Source organism: Hymenobacter sp. R533113 (assembly GCF_056835965.1).
This window is the reverse complement of sequence record NZ_JAKWBD010000013.1, coordinates 1-22,256: the sequence shown is the minus strand read 5'-3', so window position 1 is coordinate 22,256 and position 22,256 is coordinate 1. Positions and strand designations below refer to the sequence as shown.

At 59.8% G+C, this 22,256-nt stretch carries 33 protein-coding genes; 17 read left to right on the top strand and 16 right to left on the bottom strand.

The window, feature by feature from the left end:
- Positions 1-128: 128 nt before the first annotated feature.
- From MKZ35_RS08905 to MKZ35_RS08855, 11 genes are all read left to right on the top strand, one after another.
- Positions 129-596, top strand: a complete 468-nt coding sequence (locus MKZ35_RS08905; RefSeq protein WP_482512887.1) for a cupin domain-containing protein — start codon at positions 129-131, stop codon at positions 594-596.
- 12 nt (positions 597-608) lie between these two features.
- On the top strand, positions 609-1,511 hold the full coding sequence (locus MKZ35_RS08900) for a dihydrodipicolinate synthase family protein (protein ID WP_482512886.1): 903 nt from the start codon (positions 609-611) through the stop codon (positions 1,509-1,511).
- A gap of 169 nt (positions 1,512-1,680) precedes the next feature.
- On the top strand, positions 1,681-2,058 hold the full coding sequence (locus MKZ35_RS08895; RefSeq protein WP_482512885.1) for a VOC family protein: 378 nt from the start codon (positions 1,681-1,683) through the stop codon (positions 2,056-2,058).
- A 110-nt stretch (positions 2,059-2,168) separates the two neighbouring features.
- Complete coding sequence (locus tag MKZ35_RS08890) at positions 2,169-3,698, top strand: hypothetical protein (protein WP_482512884.1); 1,530 nt, start codon at positions 2,169-2,171, stop codon at positions 3,696-3,698.
- A gap of 126 nt (positions 3,699-3,824) precedes the next feature.
- Positions 3,825-4,097, top strand: a complete 273-nt coding sequence (locus MKZ35_RS08885) for a helix-turn-helix domain-containing protein (RefSeq protein WP_035558396.1) — start codon at positions 3,825-3,827, stop codon at positions 4,095-4,097.
- Between the two features lie 12 nt (positions 4,098-4,109).
- A complete protein-coding gene (locus tag MKZ35_RS08880) occupies positions 4,110-4,988 on the top strand; it encodes a helix-turn-helix domain-containing protein (protein WP_482512883.1) in 879 nt (292 codons plus the stop codon).
- Complete coding sequence (locus tag MKZ35_RS08875) at positions 4,985-5,623, top strand: P-loop NTPase family protein (protein ID WP_482512882.1); 639 nt, start codon at positions 4,985-4,987, stop codon at positions 5,621-5,623. Before MKZ35_RS08880 ends, MKZ35_RS08875 begins: the two co-directional genes overlap by 4 nt.
- An 81-nt stretch (positions 5,624-5,704) precedes the next feature.
- Positions 5,705-5,914 carry a hypothetical protein gene (locus MKZ35_RS08870; RefSeq protein ID WP_482512881.1) on the top strand — a complete coding sequence of 70 codons (210 nt, stop codon included), beginning with the start codon at positions 5,705-5,707 and terminating at the stop codon, positions 5,912-5,914.
- Positions 5,914-6,153 carry a hypothetical protein gene (locus MKZ35_RS08865; RefSeq protein WP_482512880.1) on the top strand — a complete coding sequence of 80 codons (240 nt, stop codon included), beginning with the start codon at positions 5,914-5,916 and terminating at the stop codon, positions 6,151-6,153. Before MKZ35_RS08870 ends, MKZ35_RS08865 begins: the two co-directional genes overlap by 1 nt.
- 122 nt (positions 6,154-6,275) lie before the next feature.
- Positions 6,276-7,067 (top strand): arginase family protein, encoded by a 792-nt coding sequence (locus MKZ35_RS08860; protein WP_482512879.1) that lies wholly within the window; start codon positions 6,276-6,278, stop codon positions 7,065-7,067.
- A 96-nt stretch (positions 7,068-7,163) separates the two neighbouring features.
- Positions 7,164-7,481, top strand: coding sequence for an antibiotic biosynthesis monooxygenase (locus tag MKZ35_RS08855; protein ID WP_482512878.1), 318 nt, complete (start codon positions 7,164-7,166; stop codon positions 7,479-7,481).
- 303 nt (positions 7,482-7,784) lie between these two features.
- On the opposite strand, the gene MKZ35_RS08850 is transcribed toward MKZ35_RS08855, so the two are convergent.
- The 6 genes from MKZ35_RS08850 to MKZ35_RS08825 all read right to left on the bottom strand — a co-directional run bounded on the left by MKZ35_RS08850 (position 7,785) and on the right by MKZ35_RS08825 (position 11,274).
- Positions 7,785-8,180, bottom strand: a complete 396-nt coding sequence (locus MKZ35_RS08850) for a VOC family protein (protein ID WP_482512877.1) — start codon at positions 8,178-8,180, stop codon at positions 7,785-7,787.
- Positions 8,177-8,659 (bottom strand): DoxX family protein, encoded by a 483-nt coding sequence (locus MKZ35_RS08845; protein ID WP_482512876.1) that lies wholly within the window; start codon positions 8,657-8,659, stop codon positions 8,177-8,179. The genes MKZ35_RS08850 and MKZ35_RS08845 overlap by 4 nt, the downstream gene beginning before the upstream one ends.
- A gap of 34 nt (positions 8,660-8,693) precedes the next feature.
- Complete coding sequence (locus MKZ35_RS08840; protein WP_482512875.1) at positions 8,694-9,047, bottom strand: nuclear transport factor 2 family protein; 354 nt, start codon at positions 9,045-9,047, stop codon at positions 8,694-8,696.
- A gap of 88 nt (positions 9,048-9,135) precedes the next feature.
- The gene (locus tag MKZ35_RS08835) at positions 9,136-9,741 is read right to left on the bottom strand and encodes a Crp/Fnr family transcriptional regulator (protein ID WP_482512874.1); all 606 of its coding nucleotides are present in this window, start codon (positions 9,739-9,741) and stop codon (positions 9,136-9,138) included.
- Between the two features lie 150 nt (positions 9,742-9,891).
- Positions 9,892-10,779 carry an SDR family oxidoreductase gene (locus tag MKZ35_RS08830; protein WP_482512873.1) on the bottom strand — a complete coding sequence of 296 codons (888 nt, stop codon included), beginning with the start codon at positions 10,777-10,779 and terminating at the stop codon, positions 9,892-9,894.
- 15 nt (positions 10,780-10,794) lie between these two features.
- Positions 10,795-11,274, bottom strand: a complete 480-nt coding sequence (locus tag MKZ35_RS08825; RefSeq protein ID WP_482512872.1) for an ester cyclase — start codon at positions 11,272-11,274, stop codon at positions 10,795-10,797.
- Positions 11,275-11,417: 143 nt separating this feature from the next.
- On the opposite strand from MKZ35_RS08825, the gene MKZ35_RS08820 reads away from it, so the two are divergent.
- Together MKZ35_RS08820 and MKZ35_RS08815 are read left to right on the top strand one after the other, a co-directional pair.
- Positions 11,418-11,771 (top strand): winged helix-turn-helix transcriptional regulator, encoded by a 354-nt coding sequence (locus MKZ35_RS08820; RefSeq protein ID WP_482512871.1) that lies wholly within the window; start codon positions 11,418-11,420, stop codon positions 11,769-11,771.
- Between the two features lie 84 nt (positions 11,772-11,855).
- Positions 11,856-12,125: a hypothetical protein gene (locus tag MKZ35_RS08815; protein ID WP_482512870.1), complete on the top strand. Its 270-nt coding sequence runs from the start codon at positions 11,856-11,858 to the stop codon at positions 12,123-12,125.
- A 412-nt stretch (positions 12,126-12,537) separates the two neighbouring features.
- Here MKZ35_RS08815 and MKZ35_RS08810 read toward each other — a convergent pair whose 3' ends face one another.
- From MKZ35_RS08810 to MKZ35_RS08780, 7 genes are all read right to left on the bottom strand, one after another.
- Entirely contained in the window at positions 12,538-13,473 is a 936-nt protein-coding gene (locus MKZ35_RS08810; RefSeq protein WP_482512869.1) for a proline dehydrogenase family protein, read from the bottom strand.
- A 105-nt stretch (positions 13,474-13,578) separates the two neighbouring features.
- Positions 13,579-13,989, bottom strand: coding sequence for a winged helix-turn-helix transcriptional regulator (locus MKZ35_RS08805; RefSeq protein WP_482512868.1), 411 nt, complete (start codon positions 13,987-13,989; stop codon positions 13,579-13,581).
- Positions 13,990-14,211: 222 nt separating this feature from the next.
- Positions 14,212-14,553 (bottom strand): GNAT family N-acetyltransferase, encoded by a 342-nt coding sequence (locus MKZ35_RS08800; RefSeq protein WP_482512866.1) that lies wholly within the window; start codon positions 14,551-14,553, stop codon positions 14,212-14,214.
- Between the two features lie 8 nt (positions 14,554-14,561).
- Positions 14,562-15,008, bottom strand: a complete 447-nt coding sequence (locus MKZ35_RS08795) for a DMT family transporter (RefSeq protein ID WP_482512865.1) — start codon at positions 15,006-15,008, stop codon at positions 14,562-14,564.
- Complete coding sequence (locus MKZ35_RS08790) at positions 15,005-15,877, bottom strand: alpha/beta fold hydrolase (RefSeq protein WP_482512864.1); 873 nt, start codon at positions 15,875-15,877, stop codon at positions 15,005-15,007. The genes MKZ35_RS08795 and MKZ35_RS08790 overlap by 4 nt, the downstream gene beginning before the upstream one ends.
- Positions 15,878-15,935: 58 nt before the next feature.
- The gene (locus tag MKZ35_RS08785) at positions 15,936-16,496 is read right to left on the bottom strand and encodes a TetR/AcrR family transcriptional regulator (RefSeq protein ID WP_482512863.1); all 561 of its coding nucleotides are present in this window, start codon (positions 16,494-16,496) and stop codon (positions 15,936-15,938) included.
- 101 nt (positions 16,497-16,597) lie between these two features.
- On the bottom strand, positions 16,598-16,735 hold the full coding sequence (locus MKZ35_RS08780) for a hypothetical protein (RefSeq protein ID WP_482512862.1): 138 nt from the start codon (positions 16,733-16,735) through the stop codon (positions 16,598-16,600).
- A 2-nt stretch (positions 16,736-16,737) separates the two neighbouring features.
- Here MKZ35_RS08780 and MKZ35_RS08775 point away from each other — a divergent pair, with 2 nt between their 5' ends.
- Positions 16,738-16,929, top strand: a complete 192-nt coding sequence (locus MKZ35_RS08775; protein ID WP_482512861.1) for a hypothetical protein — start codon at positions 16,738-16,740, stop codon at positions 16,927-16,929.
- A gap of 51 nt (positions 16,930-16,980) precedes the next feature.
- Here MKZ35_RS08775 and MKZ35_RS08770 read toward each other — a convergent pair whose 3' ends face one another.
- Together MKZ35_RS08770 and MKZ35_RS08765 are read right to left on the bottom strand one after the other, a co-directional pair.
- The gene (locus MKZ35_RS08770) at positions 16,981-17,697 is read right to left on the bottom strand and encodes a zinc-dependent alcohol dehydrogenase family protein (protein ID WP_482514725.1); all 717 of its coding nucleotides are present in this window, start codon (positions 17,695-17,697) and stop codon (positions 16,981-16,983) included.
- On the bottom strand, positions 17,634-17,990 hold the full coding sequence (locus tag MKZ35_RS08765) for an alcohol dehydrogenase catalytic domain-containing protein (protein WP_482512860.1): 357 nt from the start codon (positions 17,988-17,990) through the stop codon (positions 17,634-17,636). Before MKZ35_RS08765 ends, MKZ35_RS08770 begins: the two co-directional genes overlap by 64 nt.
- Before the next feature lie 120 nt (positions 17,991-18,110).
- Here MKZ35_RS08765 and MKZ35_RS08760 point away from each other — a divergent pair, with 120 nt between their 5' ends.
- From MKZ35_RS08760 to MKZ35_RS08750, 3 genes are all read left to right on the top strand, one after another.
- Positions 18,111-18,488: a winged helix-turn-helix transcriptional regulator gene (locus MKZ35_RS08760; protein ID WP_482512859.1), complete on the top strand. Its 378-nt coding sequence runs from the start codon at positions 18,111-18,113 to the stop codon at positions 18,486-18,488.
- A 253-nt stretch (positions 18,489-18,741) separates the two neighbouring features.
- On the top strand, positions 18,742-20,370 hold the full coding sequence (locus MKZ35_RS08755) for an SNIPE associated domain-containing protein (protein ID WP_482512858.1): 1,629 nt from the start codon (positions 18,742-18,744) through the stop codon (positions 20,368-20,370).
- Between the two features lie 49 nt (positions 20,371-20,419).
- A complete protein-coding gene (locus tag MKZ35_RS08750) occupies positions 20,420-21,349 on the top strand; it encodes a hypothetical protein (RefSeq protein WP_482512857.1) in 930 nt (309 codons plus the stop codon).
- 577 nt (positions 21,350-21,926) lie between these two features.
- Here MKZ35_RS08750 and MKZ35_RS08745 read toward each other — a convergent pair.
- Positions 21,927-22,256: type II toxin-antitoxin system antitoxin SocA domain-containing protein (locus tag MKZ35_RS08745; protein WP_482512856.1), on the bottom strand; the 330-nt coding region annotated here is incomplete at its 5' end.

Here is a 22,256-nt window from a genome sequence, read left to right as displayed (position 1 = left end):
CGAATTGAGAGGGCCAAGGTAAGACCAATTTTGTGTTGTCGGAGGCGGGCATATTGGCTGCCCCGGGTTCTGGAAACAGCCAATGGCTTGCTTTCGACACCATTATTCACCTCAACCATTCCCACTTCATGGAAACCCCAGTAAAAGAAAAAGCCTTTCAGTCGGCTGACTTCCACCGGACCTACGCCCGCCCCGAAGTACACATGCCCGACCGGCTGCACCACCCCAATGTGGAGCAGGCCGGGGCCCACGACCAGTTCTCGACCGAGCGCAAACACCCCGTCTTTTTCGTGGACCTGCCCACCGTGGCCATCAGCATGACCATCGGCGGCCTGCTGCCCGGCCAGGTCACCAACCAGCACCGCCACACCTACGAGACGGTCATCTACATAATAGAAGGGGAAGGCTACACCCAAATTGAAGACCAGCGCGTGGAATGGAAGGCCGGCGACGCACTCTACATCCCGATTTGGGCCTGGCACAACCACGGCAACCGGAGCGAGTCGGTTTCCGCCCGCTACATCGCCTGTGAAAACGCGCCACTATTGCAAAACCTCGGCGTGGCCTTGCGCGAAGAGCGGGGCCGCGACCTCTAATTCCTTCGTCCCATGTCGAAGCAAACTCCCTTCACGGGCATTATTGCCTATCCCATCACGCCCTTTACCGCCGCCGGGGCCGTGGACCTCGACCTCTATTGCCAGTTGGTCGAACGGCTCGTCGCCAGCGGCTCCCACGGCATTGCCCCGCTTGGCAGCACCGGAGTGCTGCCCTACCTCACCGATGCCGAACGGGACGCGGTGACCACGGCCACCATCCGGCAAGTGGCCGGCCGGGTGCCGGTCCTGGTCGGCGTGTCGCACCTGACCACGGCCGGGGCGGTCCGCCACGCCCGATTCGCCGAGCAGGCCGGGGCCACGGCCATCATGGTGCTGCCCATGAGCTATTGGAAACTCACCGAAGCCGAGATTCTGACGCACTACGAGCAGGTAGCCGGAGCTGTCGCCATCCCGCTGATGGTGTACAACAACCCCGCCACCGGTGGCCTGGACATGTCCCCGGCCCTGTTGCGGCGCCTGCTGGAAATCCCAAACGTCACGATGATTAAGGAAAGCACCGGCGACGTGCAGCGGATGCAGGCCCTGCGCCGGCTGCTAGGCAAAGACGTGGCGTTCTACAACGGCTCCAACCCCCTGGCCCTGGCCGCCTTCGCGGCGGGTGCCACCGGCTGGTGCACCGCGGCCCCCAACCTCATACCCGAGTTGAACCTGGCCTTGTACGAGGCCATTCAAGCCAACCGGCTCGACCGGGCGCAAGAACTGTTCTACCGCCAGTTCGAGCTGCTGCAATTCATTGTCGCCAGGGGGTTGCCCCGCGCCATCAAGGCTGGCCTGGAGCTGCAAGGGCTTGACGCCGGCCACCTGCGGGCACCGCTGCTGCCACTCACCGCCGACGAAACCAGCGAATTGAAGCGTATTCTGGAGTCAGTTGCCCAGGAATCAGTAGCTGCTTAAATCAAAGAGGGTCTGAAAATGCCTGGTGGCGTTTCCAGGCCCTCTTTTATGCAGTTCAGGTAGATAATGGAAACCAGAGAACAGACCGTAATGAGTCTAAATGATTTTTATTCGACATATGACAGATAGTATACAGCAAGCCAATAAGTTAAACTGCTTAACTATCCACGTGCCTAACGTGTGGCAAACTGCCGAGTGGTACCGTCTGGTATTTGGTTTCCTTTCTATCCTCAGCGCCGATGCTACCGCCGCCCGCCTCGATGTGCCCGACCAGCGCTTGGTTTTCGCGGCCCACGACGTTCAGGAAGTCGCCTTCGGCTCGCGCCGGCTTAACTCGTTCCTGTCCGACCCGGCCGCCTTTCACCTCAATATCGTCACGGCCGACATGCAGCAGTTGTTCGACCATGCCCTGACTCACGGGGCTGTGCCCGTGCGTGACCCCGGCCCCGATGCTCAAGGGCAGTTGATAGCCAGCCTGCGCGACCTAAACGGTGTCCTCATTCAACTTTCCCAACTTTTACCGCTTTCGCAGGAAACGAACGATTAGCTGATTACTTAATCGGGGTTCTCGGAGGTTCATTTTGCGAAAACAAATGGCCCGCACAATGTTACGTTTGTGTTACCAATCCCACCACGAACCGTAATCAGCTACCCTAAGTGCCCTACGAACTCGACTTGCTCACCCGGCTTGTCACCGGTGATTTATCACCCGCCAGCTTTCACTTCCCCGAACAAGCTACCCACCGCGACTTTCTCCGCCAACGTTTCGGCACCTACGCCCGACACTTCAAAATTCAATACCTCAGCCCGACACCCGGCGAATTCACCCACCAGCACCACGATGAGTTTGTTTTCCTCGAACTCAACGACCTGCCCGGCCTACCCCTCATTCCCAATGGCCCCGAGCCCCGTACCCTGGGCCTGCTGCTCGTCGATGCCCTGCCCCGTCTGGGGCTTTCTTTGCCCGAGCTACAAGATGCCCAGTGCCACCAGGTCGGCGAACAGTATTACCTGGAACTCACGGCTGCGTGCAGTTTTGAGAGCCTGCCCGCCGCCAAAGCGCGCTACTTTTACTACCATACTCAGCTGCTTGACGAAGCCGCGCGCCTACGCCGGGTGCTGCCCTCGTGCGCGCTGCTGCGCCAGGACGGGGCCGGCATCACGCTCTACGTGCACCAGCACCAGCGGACGCTGCAAAATCTGCTGGCTCACGCCCGTCAACAGCTCGAACCCGCCCGGCGCCCTGTCTGCTATGGTAGCCCCCAGCTTTATTCGCTCGCCGAAGTTCACCAGTTACTGTACGTCGAGTTGGAAAAGCTATTGGCCCAATTCGAGCAAACCTTTCCCGAACACCTCAACCTCACGGCCCCACTCTCTTATCGCCGCCGGGTGCAGGCCCTTGCCGATGTACAAACTCCGCTGGCGGCCGTGCTGCTGGCCCTGCACAGCGCCGAAACCCTGCCTCAAACCCTGCTTGGTCCCGTTAGCGAATGCCTGAGCCGCTTGCTTATCACGGTGCAGGATACCGACCTCAGCTACCAGGATTTGCTCTACCCACGGCTGTTGCTCCGAGAGTTGCACACGCGCCTACAGCGCGGTTGGCCCCTTACCACCGAGGGCCTTGGGCGCTTGCTGCTGCGCTACAACTTCAACACGCCCGGGTTCTTTTGCCTGCTCAAAGCCTACGTGCGTGCCGAGGCCGAAGCCGCCGGCGAGCACCTGGCCGACCAGCTGCCTGTCATCCGGCGCTACCTCACGCGCTACCGCCAGCTCCAGCCCGCCACCGAGCTGCTGTATATGCCCACGCTGCCGCCCCTGCGCACCCAGCTCCTCAACTGGCTCGAAGCCGAGCACGACTACCTCAGTCACTTGGTGCAGGCCACCACCACCCCGGCCCCGGCTGCCACTTCCGAAGCCGCCCGTATCCTGACGCCACTTTCGGTAGCCCAAATGGCCCACTTGCTGCGCACGCTCTACGATGCCGGCGTCTTCGGCCAGGCCAGCCAGCGCGACTTGTTCCGCCTGCTGGCCGCCAACTTCCGCACCGCCCGCCAGGAGCGCATTTCCGAAAAAAGCCTAGCCGCCAACTTCTACAACGCCGAGGACAGCACCCGCCAGGCCGTCGAGAAGCTGTTAGCCAAAATGCTCCAATCCGTACGACAGCCGACCGACGACCAATCAAATTAACCACTCCTATAAAAATTATTGCCCTGTAAATCAGTAGGGTTGTTGGGGGTTGTACAACCCCTGTAGCTGGCAGCGCATGCGTTGAAACCCTCCCTTTGTCGGACTCATCAAACGTCCGCAAATCGTATGGCTGCCCGCATTATCACCCCCGAAGACCTCGCCGAATTCAAGCAAGAGCTATTTCAGGAGCTGCAAAAGCTCTTTGCCGCCCAGGCCGGCAGCGGCCTCCAGAAAAAGTGGCTCAAATCAACCGAAGTGCGCGAACTGCTCGGTATCTCGCCCGGCACCCTGCAAAACCTGCGCGTGAACGGTACGCTGCCCTACACCAAAGTCGGTGGCATGGTGTACTACCAGTCCGACGACATCCTGAAGATGCTCGAGGAAAACCGTAGCAAATAGGTAGGAAGCGCCATGAACCCGCTGCCCACTACTCACGCCGTCATCCCGGCCTCCGTCCGCTATGACCTGGTCCTGCCGCCCGCCGCCCGCCTGCTCTACGGCGAAATCACGGCCCTTTGCGCCCAACGCGGCTATTGCTGGGCCACCAACGACTACTTCGCCCGCCTCTACCAGGTGCGCCGCGCCACCGTCTCCGCCTGGATAAGCCAGCTCATCGAGCGCGGCCATCTCGCCACCGCCACCGACCCGGCCCGTAGCAACCAGCGCCTGCTGCGCCCGGCCGCCGGCCTGGCACCGACCCCTTCCGATAAATCGGTAGCCCCACCCGATTTATCGAACACTGCCGCACGGTTTTCCGCACCCCCCATTCCGCCAAACCGTACGACCTATCCCGAAATTTCCTTCACCGAAATGGAGGCACTCCTATTAGGTAAAAAGAATGATAATAATGAATGGGAGAGGGGAGGGCCACTCGCACCCGAGCTTGAAGTAGAAGTTGAGCTTGACCCTAACGGCGCGGTCCCGCCGCCCATCCCCCCCGTTGCGCTCGTCCCCCTTCCCGCACCGCCGGCTACCCCGCCCGGAGGTTCCGCCACCAGTACGACGGCCCCTAAATTCGTCCGCCCCACCCTGGTCCAAGTGACAGCGTTTTTTGTCGAACAGCCCGACACGCCGGTTGCCGACGCGCCGGCTGAAGCCACTCGCTTCTTCAACTACTACCAGGCCAACGGCTGGCGCATCGGCCGCCATCCCATGGCCGACTGGCCCGCCGCCGCCCGCAACTGGTTGCTCAACATAGACCGCTTCAAGGCCACTTCGTCCAGCGCTGCGTCCGGCACCATCACCCGGCTGCATTCCGGGGGCTCCAAAAACTACAACGAGCCGCTATGAGCCAGTCCCCGGAATTTGAAACCCTGTGGCGGCAGTTCCTCGTTCGGTTCGCCGGCCAGGTCCCCGATTTCCAGCTCGATGACCACAACGAGCCCGTGTACCGCCGCCTGCTGGCCTACTTTGCCGGCGACGAGCTTACGCAAACCGCCCTCAGCCTCGACCCCGGCAAAGGCATCCTGCTACTCGGCCCCGTCGGCTGCGGCAAAACCGCCGCCATGCGCTTCTTCGAGCGTAATACCGGCACCCCCTACCGCATCGTGCCCGCCCGCGACGTGGCCCGTCGCTTCCTCACCGAAGGCTTCGCCGTGCTCGACCGCTACGGGGCTCAGGCTTTCACCCAGCGCTCCTACGGCTCGGGCCAGGGCCCCGACCACCGCTACCCCGTCACCTACTGCTTCGACGACCTCGGCGTGGAGCAAAACGCCCGCCTCTACGGCAACGAGTGCAACGTGCTGGCCGAAATCCTGCTCGACCGCTACGACCGGTTCGTGACCCATTACATGCTCACCCACCTCACCAGCAACCTCAACGCCCCCGAGCTGGAGCAGCTCTACGGCGACCGGCTCCGCAGCCGCCTGCGCGAGATGTGCAACGTCCTCACGTTTCCTGCGAATGCTCCCGACCGGCGGCGGTAAATCCTCTTGCCCTAGTTCCCGAAACCCCTTCGCTCTGTTGCTGGTTGCTATGGTTCAGCAGACTATACTAAAACTCGCCTCATGCTGCTTGGCATCGACAGCTTCGCGGCCGCTCCCACCGGCGGCACGCCCACTGATAACGCCACGGCCCTGGCCCGGCTGCTCGACCGCCTCACCCGGGCTGACGAGGTTGGCCTCGACTTTTTCGGCCTCGGCGAGCACCACCGCCGCGCATTCCTGGACTCGGTCCCCGCTGCGATTCTGGGCGTGGCCCGCACGGAGCCCTGCTAGTGGGCAACCCCGAAGAAGTAGCGGCCAAAATCCTGCGCCACGCCGAGGCGCTGGCGGGTATTTCGCGCGTCACCTTCCAGATGGACAACGCCGGCCTGGCCCCCGGAAAGCTGCTGCACGCCATCGAACTGCTGGGCCAGCGCGTGAAACCGCTGCTGGGCCAAGCCGAATACTGCGCCCGACCGCCGCCGGTAACGCTCCTTATTAATTTTGTTCTACATTACCCAAGTATAATTTAGTTGTTTTCAATTGCACACCGCTCAGTATTCGCTTGGGGTCTCAAAGCGGAAAATCGTAATACATCGGCTTAATGGCATCTTTACCCTCCCTACTATACTTCCCGCAGTGGCAAGGCTCTGGCTTGACCCCTCATGTCCGCACCGGAGCCGAAACCTTGCGCCGGGCTTTTCCTGACGTGCCCACTACTAGCGTGACGCTTGCAGAAGAAGAGCCGCTGGCCACTCGGCATGGCATCATTGGCTACGCTCCGTTGCGCACCCAACTGGCTTCGGCCATGACGCTCCTGGCTAAGCAGCGCCCCGAACGCCTGTTATTGTTGGCCGGCGACTGCGCCGCCGAAATCGGACCTATCAGCTACCTTAATCAGCTCTACAACCACGAACTGACCGTTTTGTGGCTTGATGCCCACGCCGATTTGAATACCCCGGCATCATCGCCGAGCGGAAATTTTCACGGAATGCCCCTGCGTCTGCTGCTGGACGGCCATTTTCCCGGCACGGATTTGCGGGTGGTCAGCCCATTGGCTCCCAGGCAAGTAATTTTCGTTGGCCTGCGCGATACCGACCCGGCGGAAGATGCTTACATCGCGGAGCATGGATTGCAGGTGCTGCCAGCGCAGAATTTTCAACTCCCCGAACTGCTGGCGCTGCTGGCCCAGGCCAACGCGCGCTACCTCTATATTCACCTCGATTTGGACTTGCTCAACCCGGATATTTTTCCGCCCTTGCAATGTCCGGTGGCTGGCGGGCTGACCCCCGAAGCCACGGCGGAGCTGGTACACCACCTCTCCGAGGCGTATGATGTCGTGGGGCTCTCGCTCACCGAAACTACGGCCGCTACCATCGAGGAACTGCGCCCCATAGAACCTATTTTGCAGGAATATCGGCGGTGGATGAGCACCCCAGAGAAATAGCGCAGCCGTCTTGGCAGGATGGTCTGCATAGCCTTGCGCTATTTACAGTGAGCTATTGTTGGAGGATAAAGTCACCAATTTCAACTTTTGAAAGACATGATTGCAAGAATCTGGCACGGCCGAACCGAAAAGGCAAAATCGGTTGCCTACAGCGAATTTCTCGAAGCAGTAGCTATTCCTAACTATGAACGCACGCCCGGATTTCAGGGCCTGACGTTCATGCGGCGCTCGGAAGGCGACACGACGCACTTCACGCTATTGACGCTGTGGGAAAACTGGGAGGCTATTAAACGTTTTGCGGGAGGAGATTTTGAAAAAGCAAAATACTACCCCGAAGACCAGGGGTTTTTGTTGGAATTTGAAGAAACTGTTACCCACTATGAAGTTTTCGGGCACCAAACGCTTGCGCATTAGCATGAATAGGCACTCACTCTACAACATGATGTCCGCAGTCACTGCGCTAAACCCGTGCTGCGGAAGCAACCCCGCGCGCCGCACGGTCTGCCGGTCTTCCAGCCATACATGCACCTTGGCCGTTTCGGCCAGCGGTTAGCTGCTACTTCACCCACCTCACCAGCAACCCCAACGCTCCGAAATAGAGTAGCTCTATGGTGACTGCCTCCGCAGCCGCCTGCGCGAGATGTGCAACGTGCTGACTTTTCCGGCTTCCGCCCCCGACCGCCGTAAGTAACGGCAACTACTTACAAACGGCAAAACCTAATGGCCCTCCGCTTCCACAATTTTAACCAAAACCCCGTTGAGGTCCCGAATGCTGGCCTGTAGCAGTTCCCCTTCTGCTGTCCACGGCTGGGCCACCACCACTGCGCCGTTGGCTGCTGCCCGTTCGGTCAAGGCTTCCACATCCGCCGTCGCAAACGTGAGATGAAACCCGGCCGGGTCCGACAGAAACGAGTTGCGCCGGAAAGGACCAAAATAGTGGGCTTCCTGTTCGGCCGCAGCCAAAACTAGAACCAGGCCGTTGCCGTGCAGTTCTGCCCGCGTGCCGTCGGACGTGGCGCTCCGGCAAGTCAAGCCAAACACCTCCCGGTACCACTCGCACGTTTGCCAGACATTCGCCACGTGAAGGGTAAAATAAACAAGTACGCTATTCACCCGCTCACCCCCGTCGCCCGGCTACGTTCCGTTGTCTCCCCGTGCAGCAGCTCATCCACCGAGTACCGGCCGCTACCGTTCACCATCACCCCAGCCGCCAGGCCCAGCATGAGCAGAAAATATTCGTAGCCCTCGCCTTTCTGGTTGCCGAACCAGTTCATAAAAAAGCCGTTTTGCAGGTGCGAGGTAAACACGATACCCAGCGTCAGCACCGCTAGGGCTGCGGCCCAGAGCCGGCTGGCCCATCCTAACAGCAAACTAAGTGAGCCGAAAAACTCGATGATAATCACCAAAAAGCCTAGAATCCAGGGCAGGTGCATAGTATCGGTGAAAAACTTCATGGTGCCGGTAAAGCCGTAGCCGCCAAACCAGCCTAGCAGCTTCTGCGCCCCGTGGGGCCACATCACGCCGCCCAGCGTGAGGCGCAGAAACAAGCCCGTCCAGTCGTGACGGGTCGCAAAAATTCGGGAGAACATCATGCTTCAAGTAAAAAGGTAAGAAATGGGGCCGGGTCTAGCCGCCGTAGAAAAACTGTTCGCGGATGATAAGCCCGTCCTGCCAGTGCTGCACCGATACCTGGGTATAGTTGCGCACGCCCCATTCGCGGTGAGTGTAGTCGTAGTGCCACACCACGGCCGTTACGTTGTTACCAGCCAGCACGTCTTGTACCGAAGCGCCCCGAAAATCGGTAATGGCCGCGAAAAAGGCTTCTTCGCGCTGCCGGTTGGCGGCCTTGCCCACCGTGGGGGCCTGCTCGTTTTCCTGCATCACCACGTCGGGGTGGTAGTAGCGGTCAAACGCTTCCAACGCCTTGCCGTCGAGTACAAGGGCGTTGAGGTCTTCAATTTTCTGCCGTAAATCCTGCATTGTTTTTGGGGTTAAGAAACAATGCAAAATTCCGGGCAGCCCGCGCCTAACCTCTATGAACCAGTTTAAGAAATAGGCTTAATCTAGTTCAACTTTCGCCCAGCACCTGCTTGCGCACCTTGCTCAGAAACTCGGGCGTGATGCCCAAATACGACGCAATATGGCGCTGGGGCAGGCGCTGCTCCAGTTGCGGGTACTTGGCCCGAAACGCCCGGTAGCGGGCCTCGGCCGGGGCGCTGATACCGGCCAGAATCCGCTGCTGCTGGGCCACGAAGGCATTTTGCAGCATCAGCCGAAAGTAGCGTTCCAGCTTGGGTATCCGCTCGTACAGCCCTTCCAACGCCACCCGGTCGAGCTGCAACAGCTCGCAGTCTTCCAATGCTTCCACGTCAAGCGTGGCCGGCGTTTGGGTCAGGAAGCTGGCCAGGTCGGCAATCCACCAGTCTTCAATGGCGAACAGCACGTTGTGCTCGAAGCCGTTGGCATCGGTGTAAAACGCCCGCAGGCAACCTTTCACCACGAAGCTCTCAAACTGGCACACGTCGCCGGCCTGCACTACGAATTGCCGCCGCCGCAATCGGCGCGGACGCAAGGCCGCCACCACCAACTCAACCTCGGCCGGAGTCAGCGTCAGGTGGCGGGCCAGGCTGTTGAGCAGCAGTATTGGCAAAATGGCTTCGGATGGGTTCGGCATAGCTACAGAAACTAGCCAGCCGCGATTTTGTCTTCCTGAACCGACTCAAAACAATTCTGGGAAGCCCGCCTGTGCAGCCGCTTGCGCGAGATGTGCAATGTCCTCACGTTTCCCGCCGCCGCGCCTGACCGCCGGCGGTAGCCTTTGTAACTACTGCCACGCCACCGACCGCACCCAGGATTGTACGGGCTGTAGGGCTACCGGCAACTGCACCAGCGTCCGTTCGCGCAGGTCAAGTGCTTGCACCGAGGCCGCGTCCTGTGCCACGAAGCGGTAGATGTTGGCAATTTCGCGGGCCGTGGCGGGCCCAAACGCACCGGCCAGCTGCTGCTCAAAGTCGTCGGGGCTGACGGGGGCAAACTGCACGGGGTAGCCCAGGTGTTGCGAGAGGCTCGTGGCAATGTCCTGACCCGTGAGAAGCTGGCTGCCCCCGAGGTTAAATTTCTGCCCCACCAACTGCGGCCGTTGAATGGCGGCTACCATGAATTGGGCCAAATCGTGGTGGCTAATCCAGGCCAGTCGCTGTTCGGCCGCCACCGGATAAGGCAGTATGTGCTGCCCGGTAACGACGGGTATGGACCAGGGCGCGGCCAGGTTGTCGAGGTAGACGGTAGGACGCAGGGAAATGTAGGGGAGTTGCGCTTCGTCAAAAACCTGCTCTATCAGGCGTTTGCTATCGAAGGCCGCAAAACCCGTTTCCACCGCCTGCACCGGCAGATTAGTGTTAAATACCAGGGCCTCGACGCTGCTGCTCCGGTAAGCAGCCACCACGTTGTGAGCGTATTGCAAAAGCAGGTCGGTGTCAAAAATCAGCGGAAAGCTCAGGGCCACGTACTGTACGCCCGCAAAGGCGCGGGCCAGGGCCGCGGCATCGGTGAAGGTGCCGGGTACTACGTCTATGCCCTTGGCGGCCAGGCTGGCCGCGTCTTCAGTGGGCGGCACCAGGGCTCTGACGCGGTAGTTGTTAGCGCGCAAGGCCTCGACGACGGCCCCGCCCTGGAAGCCGGTGGCACCGGTTACTAAAACAAGCTGGTTCATGGGAGTAGGGGTTGATTAGTGGGTTTGGATTTGATTCATGAGCGCGAGTAATTCCTCGACGTGCCACTGCTCGGTAATGCGGCCGTCTTTCACGGTCAGGATGTCGTGCCCGTGCAGGGTCACGTTTCGGCCCGTGGGCGGAACTCCGAAAAACGTCCCCGTGTGCGTAGCCGTCATTTTCCAGCGCACCAGCACCCGGCCACGGGGCAGCGGCTCCAGCACTTCCAGGGTGTGCTGAATGTTGGAAAAGCCCTGGTGTAGCGTCGTTATCAGCCCGTGCAGCCCGGCCAGGCCCGTTTGGTTAGGTACGGCCGGGTCGTGGTCCACTAGCTGAGGCGACACGATGGAACCGAGTTGGGTGAGGTCGCCACGGTCAAACACCTGGTAGAGGCGTACTACAGGGGCAGTCAGCGCGGCGGGGCGCGGGTGCTGGGCTTGTGCCGGCAACGCAAGGGTGCCAAGCAGTAGAGGCCAGTAAAACAGGGCGTGTTTCATGAGGCAGGTTGGTTAGGGTGAATTAATGACCCAAAGCAACGCCCAATACACTACATTTGTCAAGTACTTACAAGAAGGTGTAGTATTGCACCAGTACGGTCAGTATTGGTGAAAATCAGCGACTTAATTTTTTAGTCTTTCGCATGAAATACAAGGATACAGTCCCCAATTGCCCGGTGCGTCGGGCATTGGGCGTGCTGGGCGGTAAGTGGCGCCTGTTGCTGGTCCACGAAATTTCCCAGCAGACCCGCCGCTATGGGGAGCTTAAACGCCTGCTGCCCGACATCAGCGAGCGGATGCTGGTGCTCGAACTAAAAAGCCTGACCGACGACGGGCTGTTGGTGAAGAAGTCCTACGGCGAGGTACCTCCGCGGGTAGAGTACTCGCTGAGTGAGCGGGGACGTAGCGTACTCCCTTTAATTGCGCAGCTGGAGGCATTCGGCTTGGCCACCGATACCCCCCAGCCCTTCGCGACTGAGGTGGTGAAAGACCAGTAGAACCTATGTAGTGGCAGTTTCTACGGCTCCGGCCAGGGCCCCGACCACCGCTACCCCGTCACCTACTGCTTCGATGACCTCGGCGTGGAGCAAAACGCCCGCCTCTACGGCAACGAGTGCAACGTGCTGGCCGAAATCCTGCTCGACCGCTACGACCGGTTCGTCACCAACCAGATGCTCACCCATCTCACCACTAACCTCAACCGAAGGTCAGCGCAGCTAACGCCCCCGAGCTGGAAACCCTCTACGGCGACCGGCTCCGCAGCCGCCTGCGCGAGATGTGCAACGTCCTCACTTTTCCGGCTTCCGCACCGGACCGCCGCCGGTAATTCTAACATTTCTTCAATCCATTGACGCAGCACTAGCAGCACCAATCACTGCCGTCATAGCTTCACTTAATTGTGCTGAGAAATCGGTATCCGTCACCGTCCCCGTCATGTCCAGTTTGGCCCGCACGAAGGGCACCGCAAACGAGGCCGTCGGCACCACACCCGCCAGACGCCTTCTGCTTACCGCGAAGACCAGAAAGTGCACCTCGTCTTAGCCTAATTCAGATGCGAAAAGGCAGGTTTCGTGCTCCCACAAAACTGGACGGCCAGACATTTTCCGAAGCCGGTACCGGTCTGGCTCCGCCCGCGCCTCTGGTACTGGTGGGGCCAGCTCGCGCCCTGTTTTCTCGGCCCCTACACTGGTCTTTCGTGGAAGCTGATGCTGTAGCCGTTTTCAGTCGTTGAATAACTTACCCCTGGGGTAGACGGAAGCTTGGCTACCCGATGATGTCAGCCAACCCCCTGAATAAATTCAGCGGATACTCGGCCCAGCGGTTGCACAAGTACAGGTACCATTCCTTGCCGTAAACCAGGTAGATGCGGCACTGGTAGCCTTGCTCCTGGAACTCCCTCAATTCGAGGTTGCTAATGCCTAACAGCCTTTCTAACACGTAGTGCGTTGGCTGATAGCGGTCAATTAGCTTTACCGTCTCCTGATGAATTTTTTCATCGTGCGAGGCAATAGCGCAAGGGTGGTCGGCGGCTAGTAATTGCTCGGCATACTGTAAATAAATGTCGTCCAGTTCACTGCCTCGTACTAACGAAAACCCCGCCGGCGTGCTGTAGGCGCCTTTTACCAGCCGGATACTGCCTGGAAGTTGCAGCAAATGTTGAAAATCCTCTCTCGTTCGGTGTAAGTAAGCTTGCACGGTAATGCCCAGATTTGGGCACTGGGGTAGGGCTGCCTGGTAAACATTCAATATCTGGTCGGTCCGGTCTGTTCCTTCCATACTGAGTATCACCTCCTGGTTGGCCTCAGCGGCTGTCTGACAAATAAGCCCCAGGTTTTCAAGGGTTAACTCATTCGAAACCAGTAATCCAATGTGGGATAAGTCCAGCGAGACAGATGAGTTGATTCCTTCCGTTTTGATGGCTTTGGCGAACCTGACAAACTCAGCCGCGGCTTCTCGGGCGTCAGCTTCGTTACGAATGCTTTCGCCCATAAAGTCGGTCGTAACCGAGTAGCCCGCGCAGTTCAACTCCCTAATGGAAGCTACCGCCTCCGTCAACGTCTCGCCGCCCAGATAGCGGTTGGCGGCCCTCTTGAGCGCCTTGTACAGCGGCTCGTGTTGGAGCACGAAGTTTTTGGCTTCCTCGTTCAAGGCCGCTTTTTTCAGTGCCTCAGCTCCGACATGTAGTAATTGGGTGTCCACAGTAATGAAAAGTGTTTGGGTAAGTATGCGACCAAGAAAGCAGCGAGCTGGTCGCGTGAATGCGGATTTCAGGCGCGGGCAGCCGACGCGGCTCGGTTGGCATATTCAAAACTCGGAGCCTGCTGACTGCCCCGCAAGAGCGTACAAAAAGGAAAGTTCTACCCGGTCCTGTTTTCCGCTTTTTCCGCGTCTTTTTAGGGTCTGTTCGCCCCAGTCCCACATCTGCCGCACCACGGCGCACAGCGTCCGGCCGTGTTCGGTCAGGGCATAGTCCGCCCGTAGCGGGGGCTTATCGCCCGTTACGGTTTTGCTCAAGATGCCCTCCCGCTCCAGTTCGGCCAGTTGCTTGCTGAGGATTCGCTCGCTGATGCCGGCCAACCGACGGCGCAATTCCGAGTAGCGCCGCGGGCCGTGCTTGAGGTAAATGAGAATGGAAAGCTTATGCTTACCCTTCACGGCCGCTAAAAACCGCTGTACGGGGGCGTGGGTGTCAGGAGCAGGTAATGGCTGGTTCATTAGGGAGGCTGGTCGGAAGGGACGAATCTTAGCCGGCAGCAGATGCTAATGTAAGATTTTGCGATGCCTGATGTGCCGTTCACGCATAAAATGGACGAATTCCCGCCGGGTTTGGGTGTCTACATCCCGACTTCAGCCCCGTTTATCATCTCGTGCACTAAGCAGGCCGATTACCTCACCAAAACCACATTGTACCGATGGCAAACCAACAGTTGAAACCCCTCATCCAATTAGCGCTGGCCGAAATGAAGGCGGGAGGCAAAATATCGGCTGAAGCAACCGCTCGCCAATTCTCTGGCTCCGCGCCGCCGGCTCCACCGCTGTTTTGGTAAGCTCAAACACCGTCTCATCCACCCGAATCAGGCCGCAGGTACCGACCGGCCGGTTTCCCGCTACGGCCATAAAAATCATTCCGCCGCCGTCGAGTAGGTAGCGCTGCGGGTCGGTCAGCACTGCCACATCCTGCGGCTCCAGCGGGTAGTGCTCCGTAATCCACGCTTCGTTTAGCGCCTGAAAGGCGGGCTGATGCGGCGGCGCGTAGTCCACAATGCGTACGTCGTTCATCAGATGCGTCAATTGCGATTAATGAAATACACCCCGGTCAGCACCAACAGCACGCCCACGCCCCGGCCCACCGTCAGGGCTTGGCCCGGTACGCCCAACAGGTGGTACTGGTCGAGAAAAAGGGCGGCCAGCAGCTGGCCGGCCAGGACGCAGGCAAACAGACTCGCCGTGCCGATGCGCGGTACCGATACCACCGTGGCGGTCACGAAAAAGCCCCCCAGCAAGCCGCCCGTGAACAGGTACGGCGGCAGGGCCCGTAGTACCCGCAATGAAGGCAGGGCGTGGCCGGTGGCCAGCACCACCGTACCCAGCGCCAGGGTGCCGACCACAAGGGAGAGCAGCGCCGCCACAAAGGGGCTGTGCATGGCCGCCCGCAGCTGGCTGTTGACCGCGGCCTGCGTGGCCATCGCCGCGCCGGCCAGCACGGGCAGCAGCAGGAAAACCAGGCGGCTCATGGGCGGGATAGGTGCTGGTGGAGAAAGGCGTCGATGCGCGCCGTGATGTCCTCGTGGAATTCTTCGAGCACGAAGTGGCCGCCGGGGTAAAAGTGGTACTCGATAACGGGCAAATCCTGCGCGTAGGCCAGCGCACCCTCTTTGGTGAAAAACTGGTCGTGTTCGCCCCAAACCACCAGCGTAGGGGGCTGCACTTTTCGGAACATCTGGTGCCACGCCGGGTATTGCGGCGGGTTGGTGCGGTAGTCATACTGCAGCTGAAACTGCGCTTCTTTGTTGCCCGGCCGGTCCATCAACAGTTGGTCCAGGGTGTAGGTGTCGGGGCTGACGCGGGTGCGGTCCGAGGCCCCATCTTCGTACTGGAAGCGCGTCACCGGCAGCTCAAACAGGTCGAGCACCTGCTGCTTCTTGGCCGGCGTCGGGTCCGTCCAGGTGGCGACGATGGGGTCAAAAATAGGCCCGATGCCCACCGGGTAGGCATTGGCGTTCTGCACGATGAGGCACTGCAACAACTCCGGCCGCCGCGTCACGATGCGCAGGCCCACGGGCGCGCCGTAATCCTGGACGTAAAGCGAAAACCTGGTCAGCCCCAGCTTGTCTATAAATCCTTCTATCACCTCGGCCAGATGGTCAAAGGTGTAAGCAAACTGGTCCGGGGCGGGAAAACTGCTATACCCAAATCCCGGGTAATCGGGCGCAATCAACCGGTAGTGGCCACCTAGCCCGGCCAACAGGTGCCGGTACATAAACGATGAGGTGGGGAAGCCGTGCAGCAGCAGCAACACCGGGGCGTCGGCCGGGCCGGCTTCGCGGTAAAAGATGTCGAGGCCATCGACCTCAACGGTGCGGTAATGAACCGGAGCATTCATAAGCAAGGGAACAGAGTGAAAGATAGTAGACAGAATTGTCTAGTGACAGGCAAAAAAATTAGTTCAGCAGATTCGCCGCCGTTTGCCCCGCCAGCCGAATAGGCCACGTGTCGTGCTGCACCTGGCTTTCGGTAATGGCGCCCTCGAACAAGAGATAGAGCGTATCGCCCAGCGTATCCGGGTTCCGCCCGGCTCCCGGCAGGTCGGCGGCCAATCCGCGCAACATCGTGCGCAAGGCTTGTTTGTGTCGCCGGGCTTCAGCCGTAATGGTCGTCTGGCCGGCCGGCACTTCCGCCAGGATATTAAGAAAGCTGCATCCCCGAAAATCATCTCGCACCGAGTGCTCTGCCAAAAAGTCAAAACACGCCAATACCCGCTCCCGGGGCTGCTTTTTATCGGCTAAGTAGGCCGTCAGCGCGGCGAACCAGTGCTGGTTTTTCGTCCGCAGATATGCCACGCACAACTCGTCCTTCGACGCGAAATGCTGGTAGAGGCTGCCCTTGGCTACGTTGGCCTCGGCAATAATCTGGTTGATGCCCGTTAGCCCGTACCCTTGCTCGTAGAAGAGCCGGGAGGCGGTGGCAATCAGCCGTTGGCGAACATCAGGTTGGGCAGACATCGGGGGCAAAGGTAAGCAACGGTTGTTGAATTAGACAAGTCGGTCTAATAAATTTCCTTTCAGTTCCTATTCCTGCCTTGGTTCAACGTTTAGTACGGATATTACATGGCCATTTCAAACACGAATTCCAACCCATCCAGGTCATCCCATTGTTCGCCCACTTGATGGAACGGAAACGACCGAATCGTGGCCAGAGAAGCCAGATTATTAGGTCGGATACTAGCCCGTACGGTCTTCACCGTTGGCTCCGAAAGAGCACCTCCACCATACCTGCGGCATCAGGCGGCCCGTGAAAACCCGCGTGCCCAACGGCCCTTCCTTCGACAGCCACCACCTGAGCTATCCAGTCCAGCGTGCGGGCATCCTGCCCAGCTTCTTGGAGCCGATTAGTCCAGCGACGCACCGCGTCGTCGGTGATAAAGAAGGGGGTTAATTGTGCGCCTATTAGGGTACTGGCTCGGTCTAAGTTGCGCTCGATAGACTATTACAGCCGCACCACCACCTTGCCGAAGTGTGCCCCGCTTTCCAGGTAGGCGAGTGCCGCCGGGGCGTTCGCAAATTCAAAAACGCAGTCAATGACCGGGCGGAGCTGGTTCTGGACCATTGCCCCCAGCAGGCGCTCGAACATGGCCCGGCTGCCCACGTAGAGGCCGGTCAGGCGCAGGCTTTTGGTCAGCAAAGGCCCCGTGGCGATGGGCGCAGACCAGCCCGTGAGGACGCCCACAAATGCAATATGACCGCTGGCGCGGGTGGCGAGCAACGACTTTTCGAGGGTGCCGGCTCCGCCCACTTCCACTACGTGGTCGGCCCCGCGGCCACCAGTCAGGCGAAGTACTTCCTGCTCCCAATCGGGCGTGGTGCGGTAGTTGATGGTTTCGGCCGCCCCCAGGGCGCGGGCGCGGGCCCGCTTTTCATCCGAGGAAGAGGTGATAATGACCCGTGCGCCGGCCGCTTTGGCCAGTTGCAGCCCCAGGATGGAAACGCCCCCGGTGCCTTGCAGCAGCACGGTCTGGCCGGGCTGTAAGTATCCCTGCTCAAACAGGCCATTCCACACGGTCACGCCGGCGCAGGGCAGGCACGCGGCTTCCTCGTAGCTCAAGAAGTCGGGCAACTGCACCACGCCGGCTTCGGAAAGCACTACGTATTCGGCCAGCATCCCGTCGGCCGAGCCGCCAAGCGCCTGCTCGTGCACCTCGTCCACCAACGGTCCGTCAAGCCAGGTTTGAAAAAGATGCCCGCCACCCGGTCGCCGGGCCGCACCCGCGTCACCCCGGCCCCGACGGCCGCGACCTCCCCGGCCCCGTCCGAGCAGGGAACAGTGACGCGGGTGCGGGCCGTGTTTTGCGACAACAGCAAGTCGCGGTAGTTCAGCGAGACGGCCCGCACCCGCACCAGCACTTGGCCGGGGCCGGGCTGGGGTGTGTCGGTTTCGGTGAGTTGCCAACCCGTGGGGTCTCCCGGCCGAAGGACTGGGCGCATTTCAAATTTCTTCATGGGATATCGTGCATTAATGTGCGGCGCAAAGCAACCGCGGCCCCGTAGCCGAAACAAGTAGTTTGGCTTTGCGGTCTTAGGTCTGTATTTCGCACCTTTGCTGATAATCAAGTCAAAAAAATGAACCCGCCCCTGTTCGATTTAGCGTATTGTCCGATTGTTCCGGCCCTGGAAGTCATCGGCGGCAAGTGGAAGCCCCTGGTCGTGTACCACATCTACCACGGCGTTCAGCGCTTCGGGGGCTTGCAGCGGCAGCTGCCGGCCATCAGCAAAACCATGCTCACCCAGCAGCTGCGCGAACTGGAACGCGACGGCCTGCTGCACCGGCAGGTATTCGCCGAGGTGCCACCACGGGTCGAATACACGCTGACCGAGTTGGGCCTAACCCTGCTGCCCGTTCTCATCGCCATCGGGGCCTGGGGACGGCAGTTGACGGAGACACCACGCGCCAATAAAACTGCTAGGCAGCTTCCAGGCACAAGTGCTGGAAGACCATAGTGCAAAAGGCTGGGCAGCGAGCGTTTTGAGTCTTGACGCTGCTTGACCGCCGCCGCCTGCGCGAGATGTGTAACGTGCTGACCTTCCCCGCATACGCGCCGGACCGTCGCCGGTGAAGCGTATTTCTACAAATGCGTTTCACGCTCAATTTGCGTTAAAATCAACGCTTTGGTATTGACCTTTCGCGTGGCTACTTTTGAGTGATTTTGATTTTAATTAGAGCCGCCCATGACCCCCATTTCTACTCGTTTTGTTGCTTATCGCACTAATTCTGCTACTGGTACAGGGTCGAAAAACGAAAGCTAAAGAAACCGAGCTACAGCAGGTCCGCGCTGACGCCGCGCGCGAAGCCGGGCTAGCTGCCGGGCGTGAAAGCTTGCTGCATGTGGAAGTAGAGCAGCTCAGCCCGTACCGCACCATCCGGGATGCCGAGCAGTACGCCCAGCAGCTGCGTACCACGGCCGACAACGAAGCGGCGGCCATCCTCAACCGCGCCCGCCGCGAAGCCGACGACCTACGTGCGGCTGCCACGAACGAGCTGACGCAGGCCCGCACTGAAGGCAAAGACATCCGCGACCAAGCCGGCGTGAAGGCCCGCGTCCTGCAAACCCAGGCCGACGCCATCCTGCTCGACGCCACCAACGAAGCCGCCCGCATCGTGGCCACCGCCAACCAGCGAGCCGAAGAAATTGCCGGCGAGGCCCTGGCCGCCGCCCGCAATGCCGCCGGCCTCGAAAAAACCATCCAGGCCCTCAAAAACGTCATCGGCGGCTACGGCGACCAGTACCTGATTCCATCCTACGCCATGCTTGATGAGCTAGCGGACGAGTTCGGCCACGCCCAAGCCGGGGCCGAGTTGAAAAAGGCCCGCGAGCGGACCCGCCAGCTGATGAGCACCCGCGCCGCTGCCAAGTGCGACTACGTCGAGTACATCCGCAAAGTCAACGCTGAAAACTTTGTTACCGACGCCTTCAACGGCAAGGTTGATACCATCTTGGCTGCCGTCAAGCACGACAACTACGGCACCCTGGCCCAGCAAATCAAGGACGCCTACGCCCTCGTTAACAACCTCGGCAAGCCCTTCAAAGACGCCCGCATCACCCCCGAGTACCTGCAAGCCCGCCTCGAAGAATTGCGCTGGGCCACCGTTGCCCATGAGTTGAAGCTCAAGGAGCGCGAGGAGCAGCGTCTCATTCGGGAGCAAATCCGGGAAGAGGAAAAAGCTCGCCGCGACTTCGAGAAAGCGCAGCGCGATGCCGCCAAGCAGGAGGACACCATCCAGAAAAGCATCGATAAAGTGCAGCAGCAGGCCGCCAAAGCTTCGGCCGAGCAGCGGGCCGCCTTTGAGGAGCAGCTGCGCGAGCTGGAAGCCAAGCTGCAGGTTGCCCAGGAGAAGAACCAGCGGGCTTTATCCATGGCCCAGCAAACCAAGTCGGGCCACGTCTACATTATTTCCAACATCGGCTCCTTCGGCGAGCACGTGTACAAAATCGGCATGACCCGCCGCCTCGAACCCCTCGACCGGGTGCGCGAGCTGGGCGACGCCTCCGTGCCCTTTGAGTTCGACATCCACGCCTTGCTCTTCAGCGACGACGCGCCGGCCCTGGAGCGCGACCTGCACCGCCACTTCCTGCGCAACCAGGTCAACAAGGCCAACCCGCGCAAAGAATTCTTCCGCGTAGACCTGGCGCAGATTCGCACCGAGATTGAGCGCCTGGGCATCGATACCAAGTGGACCCTCACCGCCACCGCCCGCGAGTACCGCGAGAGTCTGGCCATCGAGCAGGCCCTGGCCAACAATACCCTCGACCGGGCCGAGTGGGAGAAATTCCAAATGGAAAATGCTCCCACCGAGTTGGAGGCTGAAGAGCAGAAGCTATAAGCTGCCCCAGTTGTCAAACCCCCTTTATCATTTCTAAGCTACCCTACTCATGAGTTGGAAAGGAGCCGCCCGCTCATTCGCCGCCACCGCCCGGCGCATCGAGCGCGACCAGCAGCGCCGCGCCCGCGTTGCCACCCAGCAGTTCAAGCAGCTGCAGAAGGAGCAGGCCGTTACCAGTGCCGCCGAGGCCGTGGCGGGCTACAACGACTACCTCGCCGTCATCAAGTCCGTGCACCACGATTGCAGCGACCCCCTCAACTGGACCGCCATGCAGCGGGAGCAGGCCCCGGCGACTTCCATGCCCAGCACCGAGCACGAGCGCACTGCCCAAGCCGCCCTCGACACTTACCAGCCCGGTTTCTTCGACCGCCTGTTCAAGCGCGGCCCCGCTAAGGTGCAGCGTCTGGAAGAAGCCCTGACCGCCGCCCGCCAGCGCGACCAGCAGTTCACCACCGAAGGCCAAGCCGAACATGCCCGCCAGCTTACCGAATGGCAGGACCGCCAGGACCTCACCCGTCAGGTGCTGGCCAAAGACTCCGATGTGTACCAGCAGGTGCTCGAGATTTTCAACCCCTTCCAGGGTGTCGGTAGTCTTGGCTCCCACCTCGAATTCATGTTTACTGCTGACCACGTCGAAGTGAACGTTCACGTCAACACCGCCGAGGTAATTCCCGATTTTGTCGTCACCCAGTTGGCCAGCGGCAAGCTTTCCGCAAGCAGCTGCCCATCAGCAAATTCAACGAGTTGTACCAGGATTATGTGTGCGGCTGCCTGTTGCGCGTCGCCCGTGAAGTGCAAGCTCACCTGCCCGTCAGCCAGGTGGTCGTGCACGCCCTCGCCAAGCAGCTCAATTCCGCCACCGGCCTCGTCGAAAGCCAGGTTATTGTGTCGGCCACAATGCCCCGCGCCACCCTCGCAACGCTCAATTTCACCGCCCTCGACCCGTCCGATTCCATGCGCAACTTCAACCACACCATGAAGTTCACCAGAACCGGCGGTTTTCAGGTCGTGGAACGCGTGGGCCTGGCGGCTCCGCTGCCGAATAGGAAACGGTGATTGTAAAGGCTTTTATTAAGCAGTCATCTTATTCAGGTACCAGCGCATAAAATGACCTGCCACCACTAACACTCCGAACACCAGAAAGGCCTTTTGAAGAGAATAGTTATGCACTATAATGCCGAGAAAAAAGGTGCAGAGGCCCATTACATAAAATAGGGGCACCATGCTGAAAGCCAAGAGCTTCTCAATTGCAGTTAGCAGCTGACGGTAGCTTGGCTGCCCGCTCAAGGAGAGCGAGCTTACGTGAAAGTCCAGAGCGCGTCGGTCAAGCCATTGGTCCAGCCGAGTGCTTCCGGCTCGTAGGCGGTCCCGCAGCGCAGGACGACGTAGCCAATTCCACAAAAATTTGCCGATGGCTGCTAGTAATCCCGCTATTGCCATAACGATAAGCTTGGAAAAAATTTCGTGAACAGTAGGCATGGGTAGTAGGGGGTTGTAAGTGAAAAATTAATTTATGAACTGGCCAATCTGTGTAGAAAAAGGGTAACTCAAAACGCCTACGCCATCGGCAAAGACCGCAGGTCGTAGGCGTATTCCTGGTAGCTGATGCGCCCATTTTGGGCCTTGTTTTCTTTCCAGGCCCGCTCGGTATGGCTCAGGGTTTCTAGTGCTAAGCGGCTTTTCTTGCCCAGCTTCTGGTATACCAGCTCAATTACCTCGCGCTCTGATTCGCTGAAGATTTCCAGGTTGGCCTTGCGCTTGGGCTTGTACACCAGCACCGGACTGCCGTTGTCGCTCTGCACCAGACTCTCGTGGAAGCTGGCGGTTAGCAGGTCCTGCTGCACCATTTCCTGCAGCCGCTGCCCGTATTCCTGCGGCACGGGACC

Bases quoted from the DNA above. Each gene is read 5' to 3' on its own strand.
- MKZ35_RS08905 (WP_482512887.1), top strand. From the start codon at position 129: ATGGAAACCCCAGTAAAAGAAAAAGCCTTTCAGTCGGCTGACTTCCAC.
- MKZ35_RS08900 (WP_482512886.1), top strand. From the start codon at position 609: ATGTCGAAGCAAACTCCCTTCACGGGCATTATTGCCTATCCCATCACG.
- MKZ35_RS08885 (WP_035558396.1), top strand. From the start codon at position 3,825: ATGGCTGCCCGCATTATCACCCCCGAAGACCTCGCCGAATTCAAGCAA.
- MKZ35_RS08880 (WP_482512883.1), top strand. From the start codon at position 4,110: ATGAACCCGCTGCCCACTACTCACGCCGTCATCCCGGCCTCCGTCCGC.
- MKZ35_RS08875 (WP_482512882.1), top strand. From the start codon at position 4,985: ATGAGCCAGTCCCCGGAATTTGAAACCCTGTGGCGGCAGTTCCTCGTT.
- MKZ35_RS08870 (WP_482512881.1), top strand. From the start codon at position 5,705: ATGCTGCTTGGCATCGACAGCTTCGCGGCCGCTCCCACCGGCGGCACG.
- MKZ35_RS08855 (WP_482512878.1), top strand. From the start codon at position 7,164: ATGATTGCAAGAATCTGGCACGGCCGAACCGAAAAGGCAAAATCGGTT.
- MKZ35_RS08845 (WP_482512876.1), bottom strand. From the start codon at position 8,659: ATGATGTTCTCCCGAATTTTTGCGACCCGTCACGACTGGACGGGCTTG.
- MKZ35_RS08840 (WP_482512875.1), bottom strand. From the start codon at position 9,047: ATGCAGGATTTACGGCAGAAAATTGAAGACCTCAACGCCCTTGTACTC.
- MKZ35_RS08835 (WP_482512874.1), bottom strand. From the start codon at position 9,741: ATGCCGAACCCATCCGAAGCCATTTTGCCAATACTGCTGCTCAACAGC.
- MKZ35_RS08830 (WP_482512873.1), bottom strand. From the start codon at position 10,779: ATGAACCAGCTTGTTTTAGTAACCGGTGCCACCGGCTTCCAGGGCGGG.
- MKZ35_RS08825 (WP_482512872.1), bottom strand. From the start codon at position 11,274: ATGAAACACGCCCTGTTTTACTGGCCTCTACTGCTTGGCACCCTTGCG.
- MKZ35_RS08820 (WP_482512871.1), top strand. From the start codon at position 11,418: ATGAAATACAAGGATACAGTCCCCAATTGCCCGGTGCGTCGGGCATTG.
- MKZ35_RS08805 (WP_482512868.1), bottom strand. From the start codon at position 13,989: ATGAACCAGCCATTACCTGCTCCTGACACCCACGCCCCCGTACAGCGG.
- MKZ35_RS08800 (WP_482512866.1), bottom strand. From the start codon at position 14,553: ATGAACGACGTACGCATTGTGGACTACGCGCCGCCGCATCAGCCCGCC.
- MKZ35_RS08795 (WP_482512865.1), bottom strand. From the start codon at position 15,008: ATGAGCCGCCTGGTTTTCCTGCTGCTGCCCGTGCTGGCCGGCGCGGCG.
- MKZ35_RS08790 (WP_482512864.1), bottom strand. From the start codon at position 15,877: ATGAATGCTCCGGTTCATTACCGCACCGTTGAGGTCGATGGCCTCGAC.
- MKZ35_RS08785 (WP_482512863.1), bottom strand. From the start codon at position 16,496: ATGTCTGCCCAACCTGATGTTCGCCAACGGCTGATTGCCACCGCCTCC.
- MKZ35_RS08765 (WP_482512860.1), bottom strand. From the start codon at position 17,990: ATGAAGAAATTTGAAATGCGCCCAGTCCTTCGGCCGGGAGACCCCACG.
- MKZ35_RS08760 (WP_482512859.1), top strand. From the start codon at position 18,111: ATGAACCCGCCCCTGTTCGATTTAGCGTATTGTCCGATTGTTCCGGCC.
- MKZ35_RS08750 (WP_482512857.1), top strand. From the start codon at position 20,420: ATGAGTTGGAAAGGAGCCGCCCGCTCATTCGCCGCCACCGCCCGGCGC.